This is a genomic window from Streptomyces sp. LBL (assembly GCF_029893585.1).
GTDB lineage: Bacteria > Actinomycetota > Actinomycetes > Streptomycetales > Streptomycetaceae > Streptomyces.
Window position 1 is genome coordinate 84125 of sequence record NZ_JARXYX010000009.1, and the last position, 18710, is coordinate 102834.

12 protein-coding genes are annotated in these 18710 nt (G+C 70.2%); 6 read left to right on the top strand and 6 right to left on the bottom strand.

The annotated features are described in order from the left end of the window. Positions 1-214 precede the first annotated feature (214 nt). The gene (locus M2271_RS13165) at positions 215-1114 is read left to right on the top strand and encodes a hypothetical protein (protein ID WP_280887350.1); all 900 of its coding nucleotides are present in this window, start codon (positions 215-217) and stop codon (positions 1112-1114) included. Between the two features lie 697 nt (positions 1115-1811). Here M2271_RS13165 and M2271_RS13170 read toward each other — a convergent pair. Next, positions 1812-3635 (bottom strand): phosphoenolpyruvate carboxykinase (GTP), encoded by a 1824-nt coding sequence (locus M2271_RS13170; protein ID WP_280887351.1) that lies wholly within the window; start codon positions 3633-3635, stop codon positions 1812-1814. Positions 3636-3962: 327 nt separating this feature from the next. On the opposite strand from M2271_RS13170, the gene M2271_RS13175 reads away from it, so the two are divergent. The 4 genes from M2271_RS13175 to M2271_RS13190 all read left to right on the top strand — a co-directional run bounded on the left by M2271_RS13175 (position 3963) and on the right by M2271_RS13190 (position 5942). Then, complete coding sequence (locus tag M2271_RS13175) at positions 3963-4670, top strand: hemolysin III family protein (protein ID WP_280887352.1); 708 nt, start codon at positions 3963-3965, stop codon at positions 4668-4670. A gap of 61 nt (positions 4671-4731) precedes the next feature. Further along, entirely contained in the window at positions 4732-5358 is a 627-nt protein-coding gene (locus M2271_RS13180; RefSeq protein ID WP_280887353.1) for a TetR family transcriptional regulator, read from the top strand. A 32-nt stretch (positions 5359-5390) separates the two neighbouring features. Continuing rightward, positions 5391-5672, top strand: coding sequence for a type II toxin-antitoxin system Phd/YefM family antitoxin (locus M2271_RS13185; protein ID WP_280887354.1), 282 nt, complete (start codon positions 5391-5393; stop codon positions 5670-5672). Between the two features lie 3 nt (positions 5673-5675). Beyond that, entirely contained in the window at positions 5676-5942 is a 267-nt protein-coding gene (locus M2271_RS13190) for a type II toxin-antitoxin system RelE/ParE family toxin (RefSeq protein WP_280887355.1), read from the top strand. Positions 5943-6079: 137 nt separating this feature from the next. On the opposite strand, the gene M2271_RS13195 is transcribed toward M2271_RS13190, so the two are convergent. The 5 genes from M2271_RS13195 to M2271_RS13215 all read right to left on the bottom strand — a co-directional run bounded on the left by M2271_RS13195 (position 6080) and on the right by M2271_RS13215 (position 15037). Further along, positions 6080-8455 carry a galactose oxidase early set domain-containing protein gene (locus tag M2271_RS13195; RefSeq protein ID WP_280887494.1) on the bottom strand — a complete coding sequence of 792 codons (2376 nt, stop codon included), beginning with the start codon at positions 8453-8455 and terminating at the stop codon, positions 6080-6082. Between the two features lie 41 nt (positions 8456-8496). Beyond that, positions 8497-9750 carry a glycosyltransferase family 2 protein gene (locus M2271_RS13200; protein WP_280887356.1) on the bottom strand — a complete coding sequence of 418 codons (1254 nt, stop codon included), beginning with the start codon at positions 9748-9750 and terminating at the stop codon, positions 8497-8499. Next, complete coding sequence (locus M2271_RS13205) at positions 9747-11405, bottom strand: glycosyltransferase family 39 protein (RefSeq protein ID WP_280887357.1); 1659 nt, start codon at positions 11403-11405, stop codon at positions 9747-9749. Before M2271_RS13205 ends, M2271_RS13200 begins: the two co-directional genes overlap by 4 nt. Further along, positions 11402-12670, bottom strand: coding sequence for a glycosyltransferase (locus tag M2271_RS13210; protein ID WP_280887358.1), 1269 nt, complete (start codon positions 12668-12670; stop codon positions 11402-11404). The genes M2271_RS13205 and M2271_RS13210 overlap by 4 nt, the downstream gene beginning before the upstream one ends. Before the next feature lie 312 nt (positions 12671-12982). Then, positions 12983-15037, bottom strand: a complete 2055-nt coding sequence (locus M2271_RS13215) for a thioredoxin domain-containing protein (RefSeq protein ID WP_280887359.1) — start codon at positions 15035-15037, stop codon at positions 12983-12985. Between the two features lie 307 nt (positions 15038-15344). On the opposite strand from M2271_RS13215, the gene M2271_RS13220 reads away from it, so the two are divergent. After that, the gene (locus M2271_RS13220; protein WP_280887360.1) at positions 15345-18545 is read left to right on the top strand and encodes a tetratricopeptide repeat protein; all 3201 of its coding nucleotides are present in this window, start codon (positions 15345-15347) and stop codon (positions 18543-18545) included. Positions 18546-18710: the final 165 nt, after the last annotated feature.

Genomic DNA, 18710 nt, shown 5'->3' on the forward strand with positions numbered 1-18710 from the left:
TGAGGGTGCCCACGGTCAGAGCACCGCCGCCGGTGGCGACATCAGTGCCGTTGCAGTCGACGGACGCGATTCCCAGAGCGGTGGCGGTGTTGACGTAGGAACTGCCGAGCGTGCCCTGGGCACCCTGAGCGCCCTGGGCACCCTGGGAGCCCTGATTGCCCTGGGCACCCTGAGCGCCCTGAGCACCCTGCGCACCCTGCGCACCCTGAGCGCCTTGAGCACCCTGAGCACCCTGCGCGCCCTGGGCACCCTGAGCGCCTTGTGCACCTTGCGCGCCCTGGGCACCCTGAACACCGTCAGCACCCTGCGTGCCCTGAGCACCCTGGGCGCCTTGTGCTCCCTGGGCTCCCTGGGCTCCCTGGGCACCCTGAACACCGTCAGCACCCTGCGTGCCCTGAGCACCCTGGGCACCCTGGGCGCCTTGTGCTCCCTGGGCTCCCTGGGCTCCCTGGGCTCCCTGGGCTCCCTGAGCACCCTGAGCACCCTGAGCTCCCTGGGCACCCTGAACACCGTCAGCACCCTGCGTGCCCTGAGCGCCCTGAGCGCCTTGTGCTCCCTGAGAGCCCTGGGCACCCTGAACACCGTCAGCACCCTGCGCGCCCTGAGCACCCTGAGAGCCCTGCGTGCCCTGAGCACCCTGAGCACCCTGCGCGCCCTGAGCACCCTGGGCACCCTGAGAGCCCTGAACACCGTCAGCACCCTGCGCGCCCTGAGCACCCTGCGCGCCCTGGGCACCCTGGGGACCCTGCGGACCCTGCGGACCCTGGGGACCCTGCGGACCCGGCTTGCCATGCTTGCCCGGTCGGCCCTGGGGACCGCGGTCGCGGACCGCAAGGGCACGATCCCCGGCGGTGTCGTCCTGGCGTACTGTCGCCCGCCCATCGGAACCGGCCCTGCGGATCGCGTCCTCGATGGCGCCGGTGGGGGTGTTGTCCGGGCGCAGCTGCGTCGCAGCGCGGTCAGCGCCGGACCCCTGCATCGCGTCTGCGACAGCCACCGTGCTCGGGACGACGCTGAGCGCCACGGCGACCGCGCCCACCGACACCATCGTGGCGGACCTCAGGCGCGAGATTCGGATCGTTCTGCGGTTCAAGAGAACCTTCCTCACGTGTAAGAGGGATCCGACAGCAAGCGCGCACTCAGTGCGCTTCGTTTCGCTTGCGTGCCCATCCCCTACGGACACAGACGAGGCAGTTCTTCCCGCTTCGTGACAGAATGATTATATATCCACCCACTCCGTGACCAAGGATCACCCGAGCGACGTCGATACCGTTGGCGCCGATTCGCCACACCGCCAAAAGGGTGATCTTGACCGAATGGTCGACCCTCTCAGATGCGGCTCGCGGGGCTTACCCCGGTGACGCCCGTCGCCTGACCCGACGGGACCGCCGCGTGGCGAATTCCGCACATTGCAGCACCATAGACGCATTGTCCGCAAATATCGGTTTTTTGCGACCGGTGGGCCTTGATTCATCAACGCAAGGTGCGTTCACCACGGGATCAAGGGCCTTCAGGACACGCCAAGCTCGCGCTGCAGCGGTGCCCTCGCCTCACCGTGGCACACCGGCAGACCCAGGACCCCGGACCCCCAAGGCCCCGACGCCCCGACGCCCCGACGCCCCGACAGGCGAAGGCCCGCTGTCGCCTCCCCCCGTCCGCCCTGACGGGGGGAGGCGACGGCGGGCCCAGGGCTCCGCACACCGTTGTGCGCAGTCTCGCCGGTCTGTGGTGCGTCACCGCAGCCGGCCTTGACGATGTTGCTGGTCAGGGCACGATCAGACCGGCCGCGGCGTCTTGGGGTCGGGGGCGGTTCAGCCCAGGCGCTTCACCAGCGCGTGGTACTCGTCCCACAGCTCCTTGGGCGTGTGGTCGCCGAAGGTGTTGAGGTGGCCGGGGACCAGGGCTGCCTCCTCGCGCCAGACCTCCTTGTCCACCGTGAGGAGGAAGTCGAGGTCCTTCTCGTCCAGTTCGAGACCGTCGGTGTCGAGGGCCCCCTTGGCCGGCAGGATGCCGATCGGGGTCTCGACGCCCTCGCCCTTGCCCTCCAGGCGCTCCACGATCCATTTCAGGACGCGGGAGTTCTCGCCGAAGCCGGGCCAGACGAACGCGCCCTCGTCGTTCTTGCGGAACCAGTTGACGTAGTAGATCTTCGGCAGCTTGGACGGGTCCTTGTCCTTCGCCACGTCGACCCAGTGACCCATGTAGTCACCCATGTTGTAGCCGCAGAACGGCAGCATCGCGAAGGGGTCGCGGCGCAGCTCGCCGACCTTGCCCTCGGCGGCGGCGGTCTTCTCGCTGGCCACGTTGGCGCCGAGGAAGACACCGTGGTTCCAGTCGAACGACTCCGTCACCAGCGGTACGGCGGTGGCGCGACGGCCGCCGAAGAGGATCGCCGAGATCGGCACACCCTTGGGGTCCTCCCACTCGGGCGCGATGATCGGGCACTGGGCGGCGGGGGTGGTGAAACGGGCGTTGGGGTGGGCGGCCGGAGTCGCCGAATCCGGCGTCCAGTCGTTGCCCTTCCAGTCCGTCAGGTGGGCCGGGGTCTCCTCCGTCATGCCCTCCCACCAGATGTCGTTGTCGTCGGTGAGCGCCACGTTGGTGAAGACGGAGTTGCCCCACAACGTCTTCATCGCGTTGGCGTTGGTGTGCTCACCGGTGCCGGGCGCGACGCCGAAGAAGCCGGCCTCGGGGTTGATGGCGTACAGGCGACCGTCCTCGCCGAACCGCATCCAGGCGATGTCGTCGCCGATGGTCTCGACCGTCCAGCCGCGGGTGGTCGGCTCCAGCATGGCGAGGTTGGTCTTGCCGCAGGCGCTCGGGAAGGCGGCGGCGACGTACTTGGACTCCCCCCGCGGAGGGGTGAGCTTGAGGATCAGCATGTGCTCTGCCAGCCAGCCCTCGTCCCGCGCCATGACGGAGGCTATGCGCAGGGCGTAGCACTTCTTGCCGAGCAGGGCGTTGCCGCCGTAGCCGGAGCCGTAGGACCAGATCTCGCGGGTCTCCGGGAAGTGCGAGATGTACTTCGTGGAGTTGCAGGGCCACGGCACGTCCTCCTGGCCCTCCTCCAGCGGCGCCCCGAGCGTGTGCACGGCACGCACGAAGAAGCCGTCGGAGCCGAGTTCGTCGAGGACCGGCTGTCCCATGCGGGTCATGGTGCGCATGGAGACGGCGACGTAGGCGGAGTCGGTTATCTCGACGCCGATCGCGGAAAGGTCCGAGCCGAGCGGGCCCATGCAGAACGGGACGACGTACATCGTCCGGCCCTTCATCGAACCGCGGAAGACGCCCTGGTCACCGGCGAAGATCTCGCGCATCTCCGCGGGATCCTTCCAGTGGTTGGTCGGGCCCGCGTCCTCTTCCCGCTCGGAGCAGATGAAGGTGCGGTCCTCGACCCGGGCGACATCGGTCGGGTCGGAGGCCGCGTAGTACGAGTTGGGACGCTTGATCGGGTCGAGTTTCCTGAAGGTGCCCTTGGCCACGAGCTCCTCGCACAGGCGCTCGTACTCCGCTTCGGATCCGTCACACCAGACCACGCTGTCCGGCTGCGTCAGTTCTGCGATCTCGTTCACCCACGAGACCAGTTCCTTGTGGGAGGTGGGGATGACGGGGGGAGCCGCGATGTCGCGCGCCACGATTGCTCCTAGATGAGGGGATAAATGAGGGTATTCAGCTTGGAGGCCCCGTGGGGGCTGCGACCCGGATGCCTCAGGATGGTGATCTCCGGCGCTCATCCGGTGCCGACCGCACTCATATGATCGTCCGACGGGAGCGCCCATATGTCCAGTGGGTCTCACAGGTGAGCGGAGTGAGGAATGCCACGTGTAAAATGGCCGCTTTGCGTCCACGTGGGGTTCAGCTGACGCTTCCTTGAGCAACCTCCGTGAGACGCTGGCCACTCTTGGCCGGTCAGCCCATCCGGCCGACCCGTCACTTACGGTTGCGTAGATACGATGCACCGTATGACTGCGTCCGTCCCCGACGCGCCCACGGACAACCCGGCCTCCGCCGGCCGCGGTCCCGTCGCGCTCTCCCTGCCGCATCCGGTCAAGCCCAAGCTGCGCGGCTGGTTGCACCTCGGCATGTTCCCGGCCGTACTCGTCGCCGGGCTGGTGCTCACGGCCCTCGCCGACACCACCAGAGCCCGGATCGCCTGCGCGATCTACGTCCTGACGGCCTGCCTGCTCTTCGGCGTGAGCGCGCTGTACCACCGGGGCGAGTGGAGCCCCCGGATGGACGGCGTCCTGCGCCGCCTGGATCACGCCAACATCTTCCTGATCATCGCCGGCACCTACACCCCACTGACAATGCTGCTCCTGCCCAGCGACAAGGGGCAGTGGCTGCTGTGGGGCGTCTGGGGCGCCGCCGCGGCCGGGATCATCTTCCGCGTCTTCTGGGTCGGCGCCCCACGCTGGCTCTACACCCCCTGCTACATCGCGATGGGCTGGGCGGCCGTCTTCTTCCTGCCCGACTTCATGCGGGCAGGCGGCATCGCGGTGCTGGTCCTGGTGATCGTCGGCGGTCTCCTGTACAGCGCGGGCGGAGTGATCTACGGCCTCAAGCGCCCGAACCCCTCACCCCGCTGGTTCGGCTTCCACGAGGTGTTCCACTCCCTCACCCTGGCGGCCTTCATCGCCCATTACGTGGGCATCTCGCTGATCGCGTACTGACCCGCAGCCGCACCTTCCGCAGCCCCACCTTCCGCAGGCCGATTCCCCGACAATGACCCGCATGACACCCGCACGCCCCCTCCCCCTCCCCGACGGCCCCCAACTGGGGCTTCGTGAGCGGAAGAAGATCAAGACCCGGACGGCGATCCGCGACGCGACGTACACGCTGATCAAGGAACAGGGTTACGACGCCACCACGATCGAGCAGATCGCCGAGCGCGCCGAGGTGTCGCCGTCCACGGTCTTCCGCTACTTCCCCACGAAGGAGGACATCGTCCTCACGGACGACGACCCGCTCCTGCTGGAGGAACTGTGCGGCCGGCCCACGGGCGAGCCATGGACGACCTCCCTGCGGTACGTCCTGCGGAGGGCCGTCGACCTCGGGACGGCCGAAGAACCCGAGGTCACCCGGCTGCGGTCACGGCTGATGGTCGAGGTCCCGGCGGTGCGCTCGCGGATGTTGGAGAGCATGTCCGTCACCGGCAGACTGCTCGCCGGCGCCGTCGCGGAGCGCACCGGCCGCGACGAGGACAGCCTGGAGGTGCGGGTCTACGCGATGTCCCTCATCGGCGGCCTGGCCGAGGTCTCCCTGTACTGGGCCGAGAACGACTTCCGGGACGACCTCCGCGAGCTTCTCGACCGCGCCCTGGGCGTCTTCGAGCACGGGCTCGCCACGACAGGCACCTGATGTCACAGATGTACACCTGATACATTGATGACATGCCTGAGCCAGTGATCGAGCCCATGGCCGAGGTCCGCAGTCACCTCGCGGATGTGATCGACCGCGCCCACCGGGACCACACCCCCACGATCATCAGTCGGCGCGGCAGGCAGGAGGCGGTCGTCCTCGACATCGAGGAGTACCGGCGGCTGCGTGAGCTCGCGGAGCGGGCCGAGGACGCGTGGCTGAACGGGCTGGCCGACGAGGCCGAGTCCGAGGGACTCGACGGGTCCGTTTCCCTTGAGCAGATGGCGGCCGCGCTCCGCGCCGACGGTCCCTGAACCATGGGACACGTCACGCGGTTCACGCCGCATGCCCAGCGGGACATGCTCAAGATCCCCCGCCCCGACGCCCTGCGCATCCTCTACCGCCTGACCGAGCTCCAGCGGGCGCTGGACACGAACGGCACGGCTGCCTTCGACATCAAGGCGCTCCAAGGACACAACGCCCGTTGGCGCCTGCGCGTCGGGGACTACCGCGTCGTCCACACGGTCGAGGACGGCCGCCTGGTCGTATGGGTGCTGGCAGCCGCCCATCGACGCGAGGTGTAGCGCGACCTGTAGTCGGCGCCCCGGGCGGACGCGCGTGGCAAACGTGCGTACGGGAAGGGCGCGTACGGGAAGGGCGCGCGCCACGGACGGCTGGAGGCCGTCGTGGAGCGCGCCCTGACAGATTCGCGGGCGACCCGCTAACTCTGCTTCTTCACATCACCCTTCCCGCAGGCGATCCCGTCCTGGTCGGGGTCGAGCCTCAGCGGGTCGTCCCTGCCGTTGATCTTCAGGCGGCCGTAGTCGTTCGCCTTCAGCCAGGTGCAGCGGGCTGCCGTCGTCTTCTGGACCTCCGCCGGGAACGCGGTCGGCACGCAGACGTTGATCGAGCCGTAGTGCCGGTCGCAGCCGGAGACGGTCGGGCTGACCTTCTGCGAGGTCCTCTTCTTGCCGGGCTCCTTGACGGTGCCCTGGAGCGAGTCGGCGAAGGAGTGGACGTGCGCCGAGGCGTCGCTGGCGCTGAGCGCGGCCGGGCCCTGGAGGTGCACCCACTTGGCCACCGACGGCACCCCGTTGGCGTCGACCCCGAAGAGCATGTACCAGCCGGGTGGCGCCAGGTTCGGGTTGCTCGTGACGTTCAGGTCGACGTTGTCGCCGGACACCGACAGCGGCAGGTCGACGAACCGCTGGTTCGGGTCCGAGGAGTGGGTGACGGCGGCCGGGCGGATCAGCTCCGCCTTGGCGATGGGCCGGTCGACCGTGATCCGCTGGGTGTCGCCGTAGTTCCACTCGGTGTCGATCACCGACGTGATCGTCGGACGCGGGCCCTTGAGCAGATAGGGCGGTGTGTAGATCGACACGTTGTGGTTCCAGGTGCCGTTGCCCGGGTTGTCGCCGGTCGACATCACCCGGCCGTCGGGCAGCAGGAACGAGGACGAGTGGTAGCCCCGCGCCTCGGGGTCCGCGGCCACCGGGTCGAAGGTGTGGGTCGCCGGATCGTAGAGCGACGACTCGAACACCGGATTGGCCCGGTTGTGCAGCGCGCCGCCGGTCTCCAGCACCTTGCCGTCCGGCAGCAGTACGGCGGAGACGTACATCTTGCCCTGGTTGCCGGTCTCGGCCACCGGACCGTTGCCGAGATCGACCGTGCCCTGCGGCAGCGGCGGACCGGCGACGTACGACGGGTTCGCGGCCTTGAGGTCGATGATGTCCGTCAGCCGGTTGCCGTCCGGGTTGGAGTCGATGTTGCCGCCGCCGAGGGTGAGGACCTTCTGGTCCTGCGCCGGAGGCAGCAGCACGCTCGCCGACTGGTCGCGCTCATCCTTGTTCTGCAGGCCCGGGATCTGGGTGACGGTGTTGGCGTCGTAGTCGTAGACCGCCGACCCGGTGCCCGGGATGTTGTTGCCGAAGACATGGCTGCCCGAGTAGAAGAGGCGCCCGTCCTGCATCAGGATCATCGACGGGTACAGACCCCAGTACGACCAGGTCTGGTTGACCTTCCACAGCGGCAGCCACTGCTGCTCGGCGTCCGACCACCGCTCGGCCGCCACCGAACCGGTGGAGTCCTCGCGCAGACCGCCGAAGGAGATGACGTCACCGTTGCCGAGCGCGGTCGCCGACGGATACCAGTGGCCGTCGTTCATGTCGTTCGTCTTGCTGTACGTCTCGGTCTTCGGATCGAAGACGTACGAGTCCTTGTAGCCCTCGTAGCCGTGCCCGCCCGCCACCGGGTACGCCTTGTTGCCGCTCATCACCAGCACCCGCCCGTCCTGGAGCTGGACGTGGCCGGAGCAGAACATGTCCTTCGGCGTGGGGATGACCTTGTACGTGCCCTTGACCGGGTCGTACACGGCCGAGGTGAACGTGCCCGCGTCGAACTGCTCCTCGCTGTTGCCGGAGCCCGCGATCAGCAGCACCTTGCCGTTGTTGAGGACGACGGAGTGCATGGAACGGACCGGGTTCTGCGTCGGCAGCACCGTCCACCTGCCGTTGGCGCACTCCTCGGCCGTGCCCGTGCAGGCGGCGGGCGGGACCGGGTCGGTGACCTGCTCCATCGTGTAGTCGTCGGTGGTCGCCGAGCCCGTGCCGTACACGGAGACGCCCCAGGTGATGCGGTCGGTGCCGACCGGGACCTCGGGGGTGCGGACCGTCGCCTGGGACCACGTGGCGGACATCGCCGGCGTCTTCAGGTCGGTCCAGTACTGCCAGCCCGCGGTCGCGTCGTGCCGGAAGAGCGTGAGCGACGCGTCCGGGGTGGTCGACTTGTACCAGAGCCCGAGGTCGTACTGCTTGCCCACGGTCACGACCGGCGCGCAGTCGGTGGACTCGGTGATCAGCGCCTTGCGGTCACCGTCGACCCGTCGGGTGAGCGACACCTTCATGGCCTTGGAGCCGCTGTGGGCGTCGCTCACCGTCGAGAAGGTGCCGTCGTTGTCGCCCCAGCCCGACTTCTCCCAGCAGTACGGCATGTCCCCGGTGCCGGCGGTCTCGAAGCCGGGGTTCTTCACCAGGTTGGCGGCGGAGGCGGGTTGCGGTGCGGCGAGCAGCAGGCCGGCGGTGAGCGCGCCGACCCCCATGAGCGCGGTTCTTCTCCGGTGCTTGGTGACACCCCGGTTGTTCACACGGATCTCCTTGCGTCACGGCCGTCGTCGGGGCCGTCGACGGGGCCGTCGTCGGGGCCGTCGCCACGGCCCCCGCGGCCCCTGCGCGGCAGATAGACCAGCGCTTCGGTTCCCGCGAAACGCAGGACGAAGGTCGTCACGAGAGCGAGCGCGGTCGCGGACAGCACACCCATCCCGAACCGGTCGACGAACACCGCGATCAGCGGGATGCGCAGCACAAGGTCCGCGTTGGCGAGCAGCGCGAACCTCCCCGCGCGGTCCCACCACCGCCGGTGCCGTCGCCGGTCACGGAAGAGCAGATGCTCGATGAGGACGAAGTTCCAGGCCACCCCGAACTGGTTGGCGAGGATCTCCGCCGGCACGTAGTGCAGGCCGACCAGGGTCAGCGCCCACAGGCCGACCAGGTTCGGCACGAACCCGCTCGCGCCGATCAGCCCGAAGCCGACCATGCGGGCGGCCGGGGAGGCGGTCCGCAGGCCGACCAGGTGGCGCAGGAAGCGCAGGCCCTCCTGGGCGCTGGACTTGGACTCGCCCGCGAACCGGTCCTGGAAGACGAACGGCACCTCGGTGACCCCGCGCGGACGGCTGCGTACGGCGAGTTCGAGCAGGATCTTGTAGCCGAGCGGCTGGAGCACGTCCGCGGTGACCGCGCTGCGCCGGATCGCGAAGAAGCCGCTCATCGGGTCACTGATCCCGCGCAGCTTGCGCGGGAAGAGGGACTTGGTCAGCCAGGTCGCGCCGCGCGAGACGGCCACCCGGTAGCTGCCGGCGAGACCGGCGCGGCTGCCGCCCTTGATGTAGCGGGAGGCGACGACCAGCGAGGCGTTCGCCCGCTCGCCGGTGGCGACCAGCTCGGGTACCAGGGACGGCGGGTGCTGGCAGTCGCCGTCCATGACGACGATCCACTCGGAGGAGGCCGCCTTCATGCCCTCGACGACCGCACCGCCGAGCCCGCCGACCGGCTCGTCCCGGTGCAGGACGGTGACCGGGAAGGGGCAGTCCCTGGCCGCCTCGTGGATGACCTGCGGGGTGTCGTCGGTGGAGTCGTCCACGAAGACCACCTCGCAGGGCAGCCGGGACGGCACCGACTCGGTGATCAGGTGCAGCAGTTCGCGGATGTTGGCGGACTCGTTGAAGGTCGGGACGACGACGGTGACGGCCCCGGGCTCCGGAACCTCCACCGCGCGTACGGCCGGATCGTCGAGTTCTCCGGGGACGATGGATTCCTGGCTCGTGGATTCCTGGCTCATCGGACGCCTCCCACGGCGGTGCCGGTGGTCTGGATCTGCCGGATCTCGACCCGGTCCTCACCGGTGCCGAAGGTGGCGACCGGTGTCGAATGCTGGATGGCCGCCTTGACGTTGGGCAGGTCGACCGCGTCGCGCCGCACCGTCGGCGAGGCGACCAGGTAGTCGATGTCCTGCCAGCCGCGCGGCATCGTCTTCGTCACCGCGGGGTCGAGGTCGGCCTTGTAGAACCAGATGACGCCGAGTCCGGGCTCGTACCCGGCGTGCACCAGGTCCAGCCACATCGCGTCGTCGACGAGCACCCGCTTGTCCTTCGGGTCCGCCACCTCGCTGCTCAGCCACTTCGAGGCGGCCCGGTAGGGGGCGTTGGCGTCGACGGTGACGGCCGTGTGGGCGCCGTCGTACCACTTCGGTACGACATAGGCGCCGGCGGCGATCGCGAGGACGGTCGCGAGAACGTACCGCCCGCCCGTGAGCAACCGTTTCTCCCCCTCGGCCCGCCAGCGGCGCACCACGCCGTGGACGACGGACGCGGTGCCCCCGGCGAGGACCAGGGCGAGGAAGGGCAGCGCCTGGATGACGTACATCGCGGGCAGGTAGCCGTTGGGCCGCAGGGCCAGCGCGGCGAGGATCGCCACCGTCAGGGCCGGTCCGGCCAGCGCGCGGGCGGTGACCGACCAGCGCCAGGTGACCAGCAGCAGCAGCGCGCCGGCGAGGCCGCCCAACGGCAGGACACGGTCGTAGTACAGCCACGACTGCAGGACGCCGTGGGAGCCGGAGCCCTGGTCGAGGATGAAGCCCGAACCGGGCCTGGTCATCTGGTACTTGACGCCGTCCCAGAGCGAGACGTGGCCACCGCCGGGGATCAGCTCACCCTTGAGGAGGGCGAAGAGCGGGTACGCGCAACCGATCAGCACGCAGGCCGTGATGGCGCCGGTGACCGCGAACTTCCGGGTGTCGCGATGGCTGTGCCGCCACATCGTCACCAGGAGCGCGGGCAGGACGACGAGCATCGTCTCCTTGGTGAGCACGGCCGTGGCGGCCGCGACGCCCGCCCCGAAGTGGTGCCAGAGGTGACGGCTCGGCGAGGCGGCGAGGGTGAACGCGAGCAGCGTCCACATCACCGCGAGGTTGTCGAGGAAGATCTCCCGCTGGAGGACCACGGACAGCGGCGAGAGCCCGAAGAGGAGCATGCCGAGCCCGGCGGCCCAGCGGGGCAGGGACAGCCGGCGCCCCAGGACGTAGACCAGGATCGCGCTGATGCCGCTGACGAGCAGCATCATCACGCGCATCGAGCCGACCGTCATCGACTCGGGGCTGATCAGCGACGGTATCCAGGTCAGCAGGGCGAGCTGGATCCAGCCGAGCGGCGGGTGGTCGTACCAGTAGGTGTAGTGGGCGAGGCCCTTGCCCTCCTGGACCGCCCAGGCCTGGGAGAGGTAGGTGCCCTCGTCGTCGCTGAGGGTCGGGTAGTCGGCGATGTTCCAGCCCTGTACGACCAGGATCGCCACGAGGAGCGCGCCGCACAGCAGGAGGTCGGAGCGGGAGGACCGCAGGCGGCTCGGCGGGGCCGTGCGGCCGGCCGGGCCGGACTCGGGCGCAGGCTGCCGCTGCGCGGGGACCGTGGACGTGGTCACCGCGGGAAGGGTGGAAGTCACGCGGGAACGTCCTCTCGGGTCACTTCGGACGGGGTGAGATGCGCGCCGACATGCGAGGTCAGCTCCCAGTCGTTGCGGCCGCGCTGCTCACGCCATACGGCGCGGATGGCGGCCCCGGCGAGGAGCACCTGGTAGAACGGGCCGCCCACGACGAGCTTGAGATAGTGGACGAAGCGCACCCGGAGCCCGTACTGCTTGCCGAAGTCGTGCAGTCCGACGAGCTCGAAGACGAAGGTCACCATGGCGGTGACCAGCGGCAGGAAGGTGATGAAGGCGATACTCACGGGCACGTCGAGGAAGAGCGCGACGGCCACGTTGAGGGGGATGATGACGCCGGTGAAGGCCTGCATGAACGGCGTCATCAGCGTGTAGCGGGCCAGCAGTCGCTGCCCGAAGCCCGGGAGCTGTTTCCAGTCCTTCTTCCGGTACACCTGGAGGAAGCCCTGGTTCCAGCGGGTGCGCTGCTTCAGCAGCGACATCAGCGAACCGGGCGTCTCCTCCTTGGTCACCATGTCGGAGTCGTAGGCGACGACCACCTTCTTGCCGACGCTGGACAGCCGCACGCCCAGGTCGCAGTCCTCGGCGAGGCAGTCGGGGTCCCAGCCCTCGGCTTCCCGCAGCACGCCCGTACGGACGAAGACGGTGTTGCCGCCGAGCGGGATGAACCCTTTCTGCGCGTGCAGGTGCAGCCGCGAGCGGAACCAGAAGAAGTACTCCAGGCAGTTGCGCAGGCTGTACCAGCTGGAGTGGAAGTTGATCAGCTGCACCCCGCCCTGGACGACGTCCGCGCCGGTGGTGCGGAAGGCGTGGTCGACGTGCGCGAGGAGCTCCGGATGGACCTGGTCCTCGGCGTCGAAGACCCCGACGACATCGCCGCGGCAGTGCGGCAATGCCGTGTTCATGGCCTTCGGCTTGTTCTTCTTCTCATGGGTGTCGACGACGACCCGGACGCGTGGATCACGCTCCGCGGCGTCGCAGGCGACCGCCGTGGTCTCCGGGTCGTCGTGCCCGACGATCACGATGATCTCGAAGTCGGTGTGGCTCGACTCCAGCAGCCGCTGGATGGTGTGGTCGAGCACGGCCTGTTCGTGCCGGGCCGGAAGCAGCAGCGAGAACGAGAGGCTCTCCCCGCCGTCCGGTCTGTGGAAGCGGGTGGAGGCGAGCACTTCGGGCGTACGCCACGCGTGCATCTGCCACCACAAGGTGAAGGCCGCCATCCAGAACAAGGCAAGCGAAACGGCAGCGAGGAAGACAGACGTGAGCAACAGATCCCCCCAGATCCCCAAAACCCCCGTCGCGACGGACTGTCGTCCATCGCGTCACTGTGCAGAGGTTAAGGGGGAACTGTGAAGCGCGGGAGTTGTTCTGATAAAATGTTAGTTTCGTAACGGCGAGGTAGGTAGCGGGAGTTACCCGAACGCATGGCGCATTTGGGCACCCTGAACGAAGCCCCCCGTTCCGGATCCCCGGCGCTCGGCGCGCTGTCCTCGGCCGGCCTCAGCTCCCGTTGGCGGCCATCAACACTCATTGACGGCCGTCAACTCTTGTTGGCGGCCATCAACTCTTGTTGACTTCCCTCAGCCGCCCAGTTGCGTGCGCAACCGGTCCGCATCGGTCGTCGGGGCGTCACAAGTGAAGTTACGGCAGACATACGCGGTCGGTTCACCGTCGCTCAGCGGCCGGTCGGCGAGCAGCGGAAACTCGTCACTGCCCGGCGTCCCGACGGCGACCACCGCACCGGGCGCGGCGCCGAGCAGTGCCGTACGGTGCAGGGCCCTGGTGCCCGGGTCGTTCAGCGCCGGTCCGACGACCGCCACCTCGCGCGGCCCGTCCAGCAGGGACTCGGCGGCGGCGAGCCCCCAGCCGACGAAGCGGGGGACGCGCGGGCCGAGGGCCTTGACGACACCGAGCGCCTTCTCGGCGGCGGTGCGGTGCGGCTCGGACCCGGTGTGGGCCGCGTAGCTCAGCAGGGCCGCGGCGGCGGCGTTCCAGCCGGAGGGCGTGGCGTTGTCGGTGGGGTCCTGCGGACGGCGGATCAGCCGCTCGGCGTCGGAGGCGGTGTCGTAGAGACTCCCGGAGTCGTCGGCGAACCGGGCCAGGACGTGGTCGAGAAGGAACCCGGCGAAATCCAGCCAGACCCCTTCGCCGGTCACCGACGCGAGCGTGAGGAAGCCCTCCGCCACATCGGCGTAGTCCTCCAGCACACCCGCGTTGGCGCCGACCTGGCCGTCCTTGCTGGTGCGGGAGAGCCGGGCGTAGTCGTCCAGGTGCAGCCGGACCAGGAGGTCGGCGGCGCCCACCGCGGCCTCCACCAGGTCGGGGCGGTCGAAGTAGGCGCCGGTCTCGGCGAGCGCGGCGATCGCGAGGCCGTTCCAGGCGGCGACGACCTTGTCGTCCCGGCCGGGGGCGGGCCGCTCGGACCGGGACGCGAGCAACCGCCGCTTGACGGACTCGATCCGCTCGGCGTCGAACACGCCCTCCTGCTCCGGGAGTTGGAGCACGGAGGCCCCCTCCTCGAAGGTGCCCTCCGCGGTGACGTGGAAGTACTGGGCGGCGAACTCGGCGTCGTCCTCGCCGAGCACCTCGGTGAGCTGCCCGGGCGTCCAGGCGTAGTACGCGCCTTCGACATGCCTGCCGTGCCCGTCGTCACTGTCGGCGTCGAGCGCGGAGGCGAACCCGCCTTCCGCGGTGCGCAGTTCCCGCACCATGAAGTCGGCGGTCTCCAGCGCGACCCGCCGGGCGAGCTCGCTGTGTTCGTCAGCGACTCCGTCGCGGGCGGTGGCCCGCCACAGGTGGGCGTACGCCCGGCACAGCAGGGCGTTGTCGTAGAGCATCTTCTCGAAATGCGGCACGACCCAGTCGCGATCGACGGAGTAGCGGGCGAAGCCGCCGCCGAGCTGGTCGTAGATCCCGCCGCGGGCCATGCGCTCGCAGGTGTCCCGGGCCATCTGGAGGGCGCCCTCGGCGCCGGTGCGGGCGTGGTGCCGCAGCAGGAACTCGATCACCATGGACGGCGGGAACTTGGGCGCCCCGCCGAAACCGCCGCGCTGCGGGTCGTACTCCCGGGTCAGCCCGAGCAGCGCCTGCGCGAGCTCCTCCTCGCCGGGTGCCCGGCTGTCGCCGTACGAGATCTCCCGCCCGGCCAGATCCCGGACGATCTTCCCGGCGACCTCGGCGACCTCATCCCGCCGGTCGGCCCAGGCCTGCTGGACACCTTCCAGCACCTGTCGGAAGGAGGGCATGCCCTGGCGGGGGACGGGCGGGAAGTAGGTGCCGAAGTAGAAGGGCTCGGCGTCCGGCGTGAGGAACACGGTCATGGGCCAGCCGCCCTGGCCGGTGGCCGCCTGCACCGCCTCCATGTAGACGGCGTCGACGTCGGGGCGCTCCTCGCGGTCCACCTTGATGTTGACGAAGTGGGCGTTCATGTAGGCGGCGACCGCTTCGTCCTCGAAACTTTCCCGCGCCAGGACATGGCACCAGTGGCAGCTGGAGTAGCCGACGCTCAGGTGTACGGGAACCCCCCGCTCCCGGGCCTCCGCGAAGGCCGCTTCCGACCAGGGCCACCAGTCGACCGGGTTGTCGGCGTGCTGGAGGAGGTAGGGGGAGGTCTCATGGGCCAGTCGGTTCGGCATGTACCCATCCTGCCCGAGCGTCCCGCCGGACCAGGGGACGGACCTGGCCGCGACGCCACACGGATAAGAACGATCGGGTGGTCTCAGGTCACCCGAGTCGGATCCGAGTGGTCCCAAGCCACCCGCCGCGGATCCGAGTGGTCTCAGGTCAACCGCCGCGGATCCGAGTGGCCCCAAGCCACCCGCCGCGGATCCGAGTGGTCTCAGGTCAACCGACGCGAATTCGTTGATCGCCGCCCTCTCGCGCTCCCGCATCCACCGAAGGACACTGCAAGTCAAAGGAGTTGCGGCCGGAGGGGGACGAGACATGCGGGACAGTCATCGCGCGGAGGCCGAACGGCTGTTGGCGCGGGCCGTGGAGGAGGAGGTACGGCGCTCGGGCGGGCGCACCGAGGGCGGCGTGCTGCTGTCGCGGGCGCGTGGCGCGCTGGACGCGATGGCGCAGACCGCCGCCGGGGAGTACGAGGCCTACACCCGCGCACTGGACGAGGCGAAGGCCGGTCAGCTCACCTTCGGTCAGCGCTACGCCCAGGAGGGCTCCGGTACTCCGCTGCTGGTCGCGGGCGTCGCCGCGGTCGCGGCCGCCGTCGCCGACCTGGCGCTCGGCACCGGCGCGGGCACCGCGCTGGGCGCCGGGGTGGCCGTCGGAGTGGTGGGTGCGACGGCGACCGTCGTGAAGGTGGCCGGCTCCCATCTGCCGGCCGCGCACCACCGCGCGGGCGCGATCAGCCAGCCCGGCGGCCCCGAACAGCTGCGGCTGCAGTGGCTGACGGCACTGGAGGTACGGGGCATCCGCCCGTTCCTCGATCAGCAGCGGGTGCTGAGCGCGTCCACCGGGCCGAAGAAGACGGGCCCGCGTCTCATGGGTGCGGACAAGAGCGCGGCGGCCCGCGGACGCAGCGTGCTGCAGCAGTCGTTCGGCCAACTCCCGGAACCGGGCGGCACGTTCGCCGGCCGTCGGCAGGAGATGGCGCGGATCCGGCAGTGGGTGCAGGCGTCCCGGGCGAGCACGGAGACCCGGCCCACGGTGGTCGTGCTGCACGGGCCGCCCGGCAGCGGCCGTACGACACTCGCGGTGCGCGCCGCCCACGACCTCAAGGACTACTTCCGCGGCGCCTGCGTGGTCGATCTGCGCGGCGACACCCCTCAGGAGCAGCCGCTGCCCACCCGGGACGCGCTGCTGCACCTCCTCAACCGGCTCGGTGCACCCCGCGAACAGTTGCTGTTCCGCGAGCGCTCCTCCGCGGACCAGCACGTCAAGCGGCTGAGCGAGCTGTACCACCAGCATCTGGCCGGCCTGCCGGTCACCATCGTCCTGGACGACGCCTCGGACCCCGAGCAGGTCCGCGCACTGGTCCCCGAGCGCTCCGACAGCCTGGTCCTGGTCACCGCCCGCGAGCCCCTCGCCCTGCCCGCCGACCTGCCCGCGGAGGTGCGGCACCTCCCCGTCGAGGCCCTGGACGCGCCCGGTGCGGAGGAACTGCTCGGCGCGGCCGCGCAGGACAGCACCGGCCCCTACGACGCCGAGTCCAGCGACCGGATCAGAGAACTGTGCGGTGGTCTGCCGCTGGCGCTGCGGATCGCCGGGTCCTGCCTGGGCCCGCGCTCACCCCGTCAACTGGCCGCGGACCTGGGCGCGTACGGCCCGGTCGAACCCACCGAGCGGGTCCTGTGGCTGCGCTACACCGACCAGTCCGACACGGCCCGCCGGCTGCTGCGCCGCCTCGCCCTGGCCGGCCGTGCCTCGCTCGGCGCCGCCGCGGCGGCCTCGCTGCTGGCCACGGACGAGGCGGAGGCCAAGCGCCACCTGGAGGCGCTGGCCCGGGCGGGCCTGATCGACCACGTCCGCGGCAACCGCTACCGCCTGCACGACGTCGTGCGGACCTTCGCCCAGGCCCGCCTCCTCGACGAGGAGGAACCGGCCGAACGTACGGCGGCGCAGGAACGGCTGATCGTGAACTACGCCGACCTCGCGGACTCCGTGCTGCGCCTGGTCGACGGCAACATGTCGACCCGCTCGGACCGCTTCAGCCCGCACGGCTTCCTCTCCCTGGACGAGGCGTTGCGCTGGCTGGACGACGAGTCGAGCTTCATCACGTCGACGCTGCGGCACGCGGAGGGCGTGAACCAGGCCGCCGTACTGAATCTGCTGGGCGCCCTGTGCGACTACTGCCTGCTGCGCGGCGACCTCTACCGCCTGGGCGAGATCAGCGAGCTGGCGCAGGCCGTCGACCAGGGTTTGCTGGTCCGCTCGGTGCAGTGGCGTACAGGCATCGCGGCACGGCAGCTCGGCGAGCTGGACAAGGCGCGCACCACCCTGGCGTCGGTGGTGGACCTCTATATGGAGGCCCATCACGACGCGGGCGCCGCCCGGGCCCTGTGCTCCCTCGGCATCACCCTCCACCATCAGGGCAACCTGTCCGAGGCCGCGGCCCGTCTCCGCGAGGCCCTCGATCTCCAGTCCGCCCCGGAGCTGGCCACCGACCGGGCCTGGACGATGCACGCGCTGGCGGCGGTGGAACGCGACCGGGCGCGTCTGTCGGAGGCGCTGGACCTGCTCACCGAGTCCCTGGTCCTGCACCGGGCCGGCGAGTCGGTGCACGGCGAGGCGTGGGCCCACTTCCAGCTCGGCCAGCTGGGCCTGCGCATGGGTGACGTCCCGCTCGCGGAACGTGAACTGCGCGCGGCCCTCGACCTGTACGGCCGCACCCGCGACGCCCGGGGCGAGGCCTGGGCCCTGACCCAGCTGGCCCGGGCCCGCCTGGTCGACGGCGACGCGCCCGCGGCGCTGGACGCCCTGCGCCAGGCGGCCTCCCGCCACCGCGACAACGAGGACGCCCGCGGCGAGGCCTGGACGGTCTACTACCTGGGCCAGGCCCTGGAGGAGGCGGGCGACCTCGACCAGGCGGTCCGCGAACTGGAACGTTCCCGCACGATGTTCTCCCGTATGCGCGACGTGTACGGCCTCGCCTGTGCCCGCCATCACTCGGCCCGGGTGACCCGGGACCAGCGAGCGGCACAGACGGGCTCGTTGCGGAACTCCGGATTCGCCCGCCAGCTCCTGGTGGACGCCCGAGCCGACTTCCAGCGCATCGGCGTCGCGCACGGCGAGGCATGGACCTGCCTGGAGCTGGTGGTCGTGGAGGCGGGGAACGCCCGTACGCAGCAGGCCCTTGCGCTGTGCGACGAGGCGGTGGGGCTGTTCACGTCGTACGGCGACCGACGGGGCGAGGACTGGGCGCGTCTCCTCCGCTGCACACTGCTGCCGTATGCCTCGCCGGGAGGCACCGAGGTCGGCACGGCGGTCGCCCAGGAGGAACTGACCCAACTGTCCCGAGTCGGCCACCCGGCCCGCGACAAGAAACTGGCCGACCACATCGAGGCCTACCAGCTCCTTCTGGAGCGGGGCGTGGACCTCGAAGCGGGCTGGCAGGCGTGGCGGCTGGGGATGGTGCCGGGGAGGCATGCCCGGGAAATCATGGGGGTGGCGGTCGGTTCGCGGGCGTAGACCGGCCGCGGAGCCCGTGCCACCGCGGCCACCGCACCCACGGCGGCCACCGCCGGACGACCCCCGTGACGGCGGTGGCACGGTGAGCGGGACGGCCGCGGTGGGCGGGACGGCCGCGGTGGGCGGGACGGCCGCGGTGGGCGCGCCGACCCGCACCCGACCCGC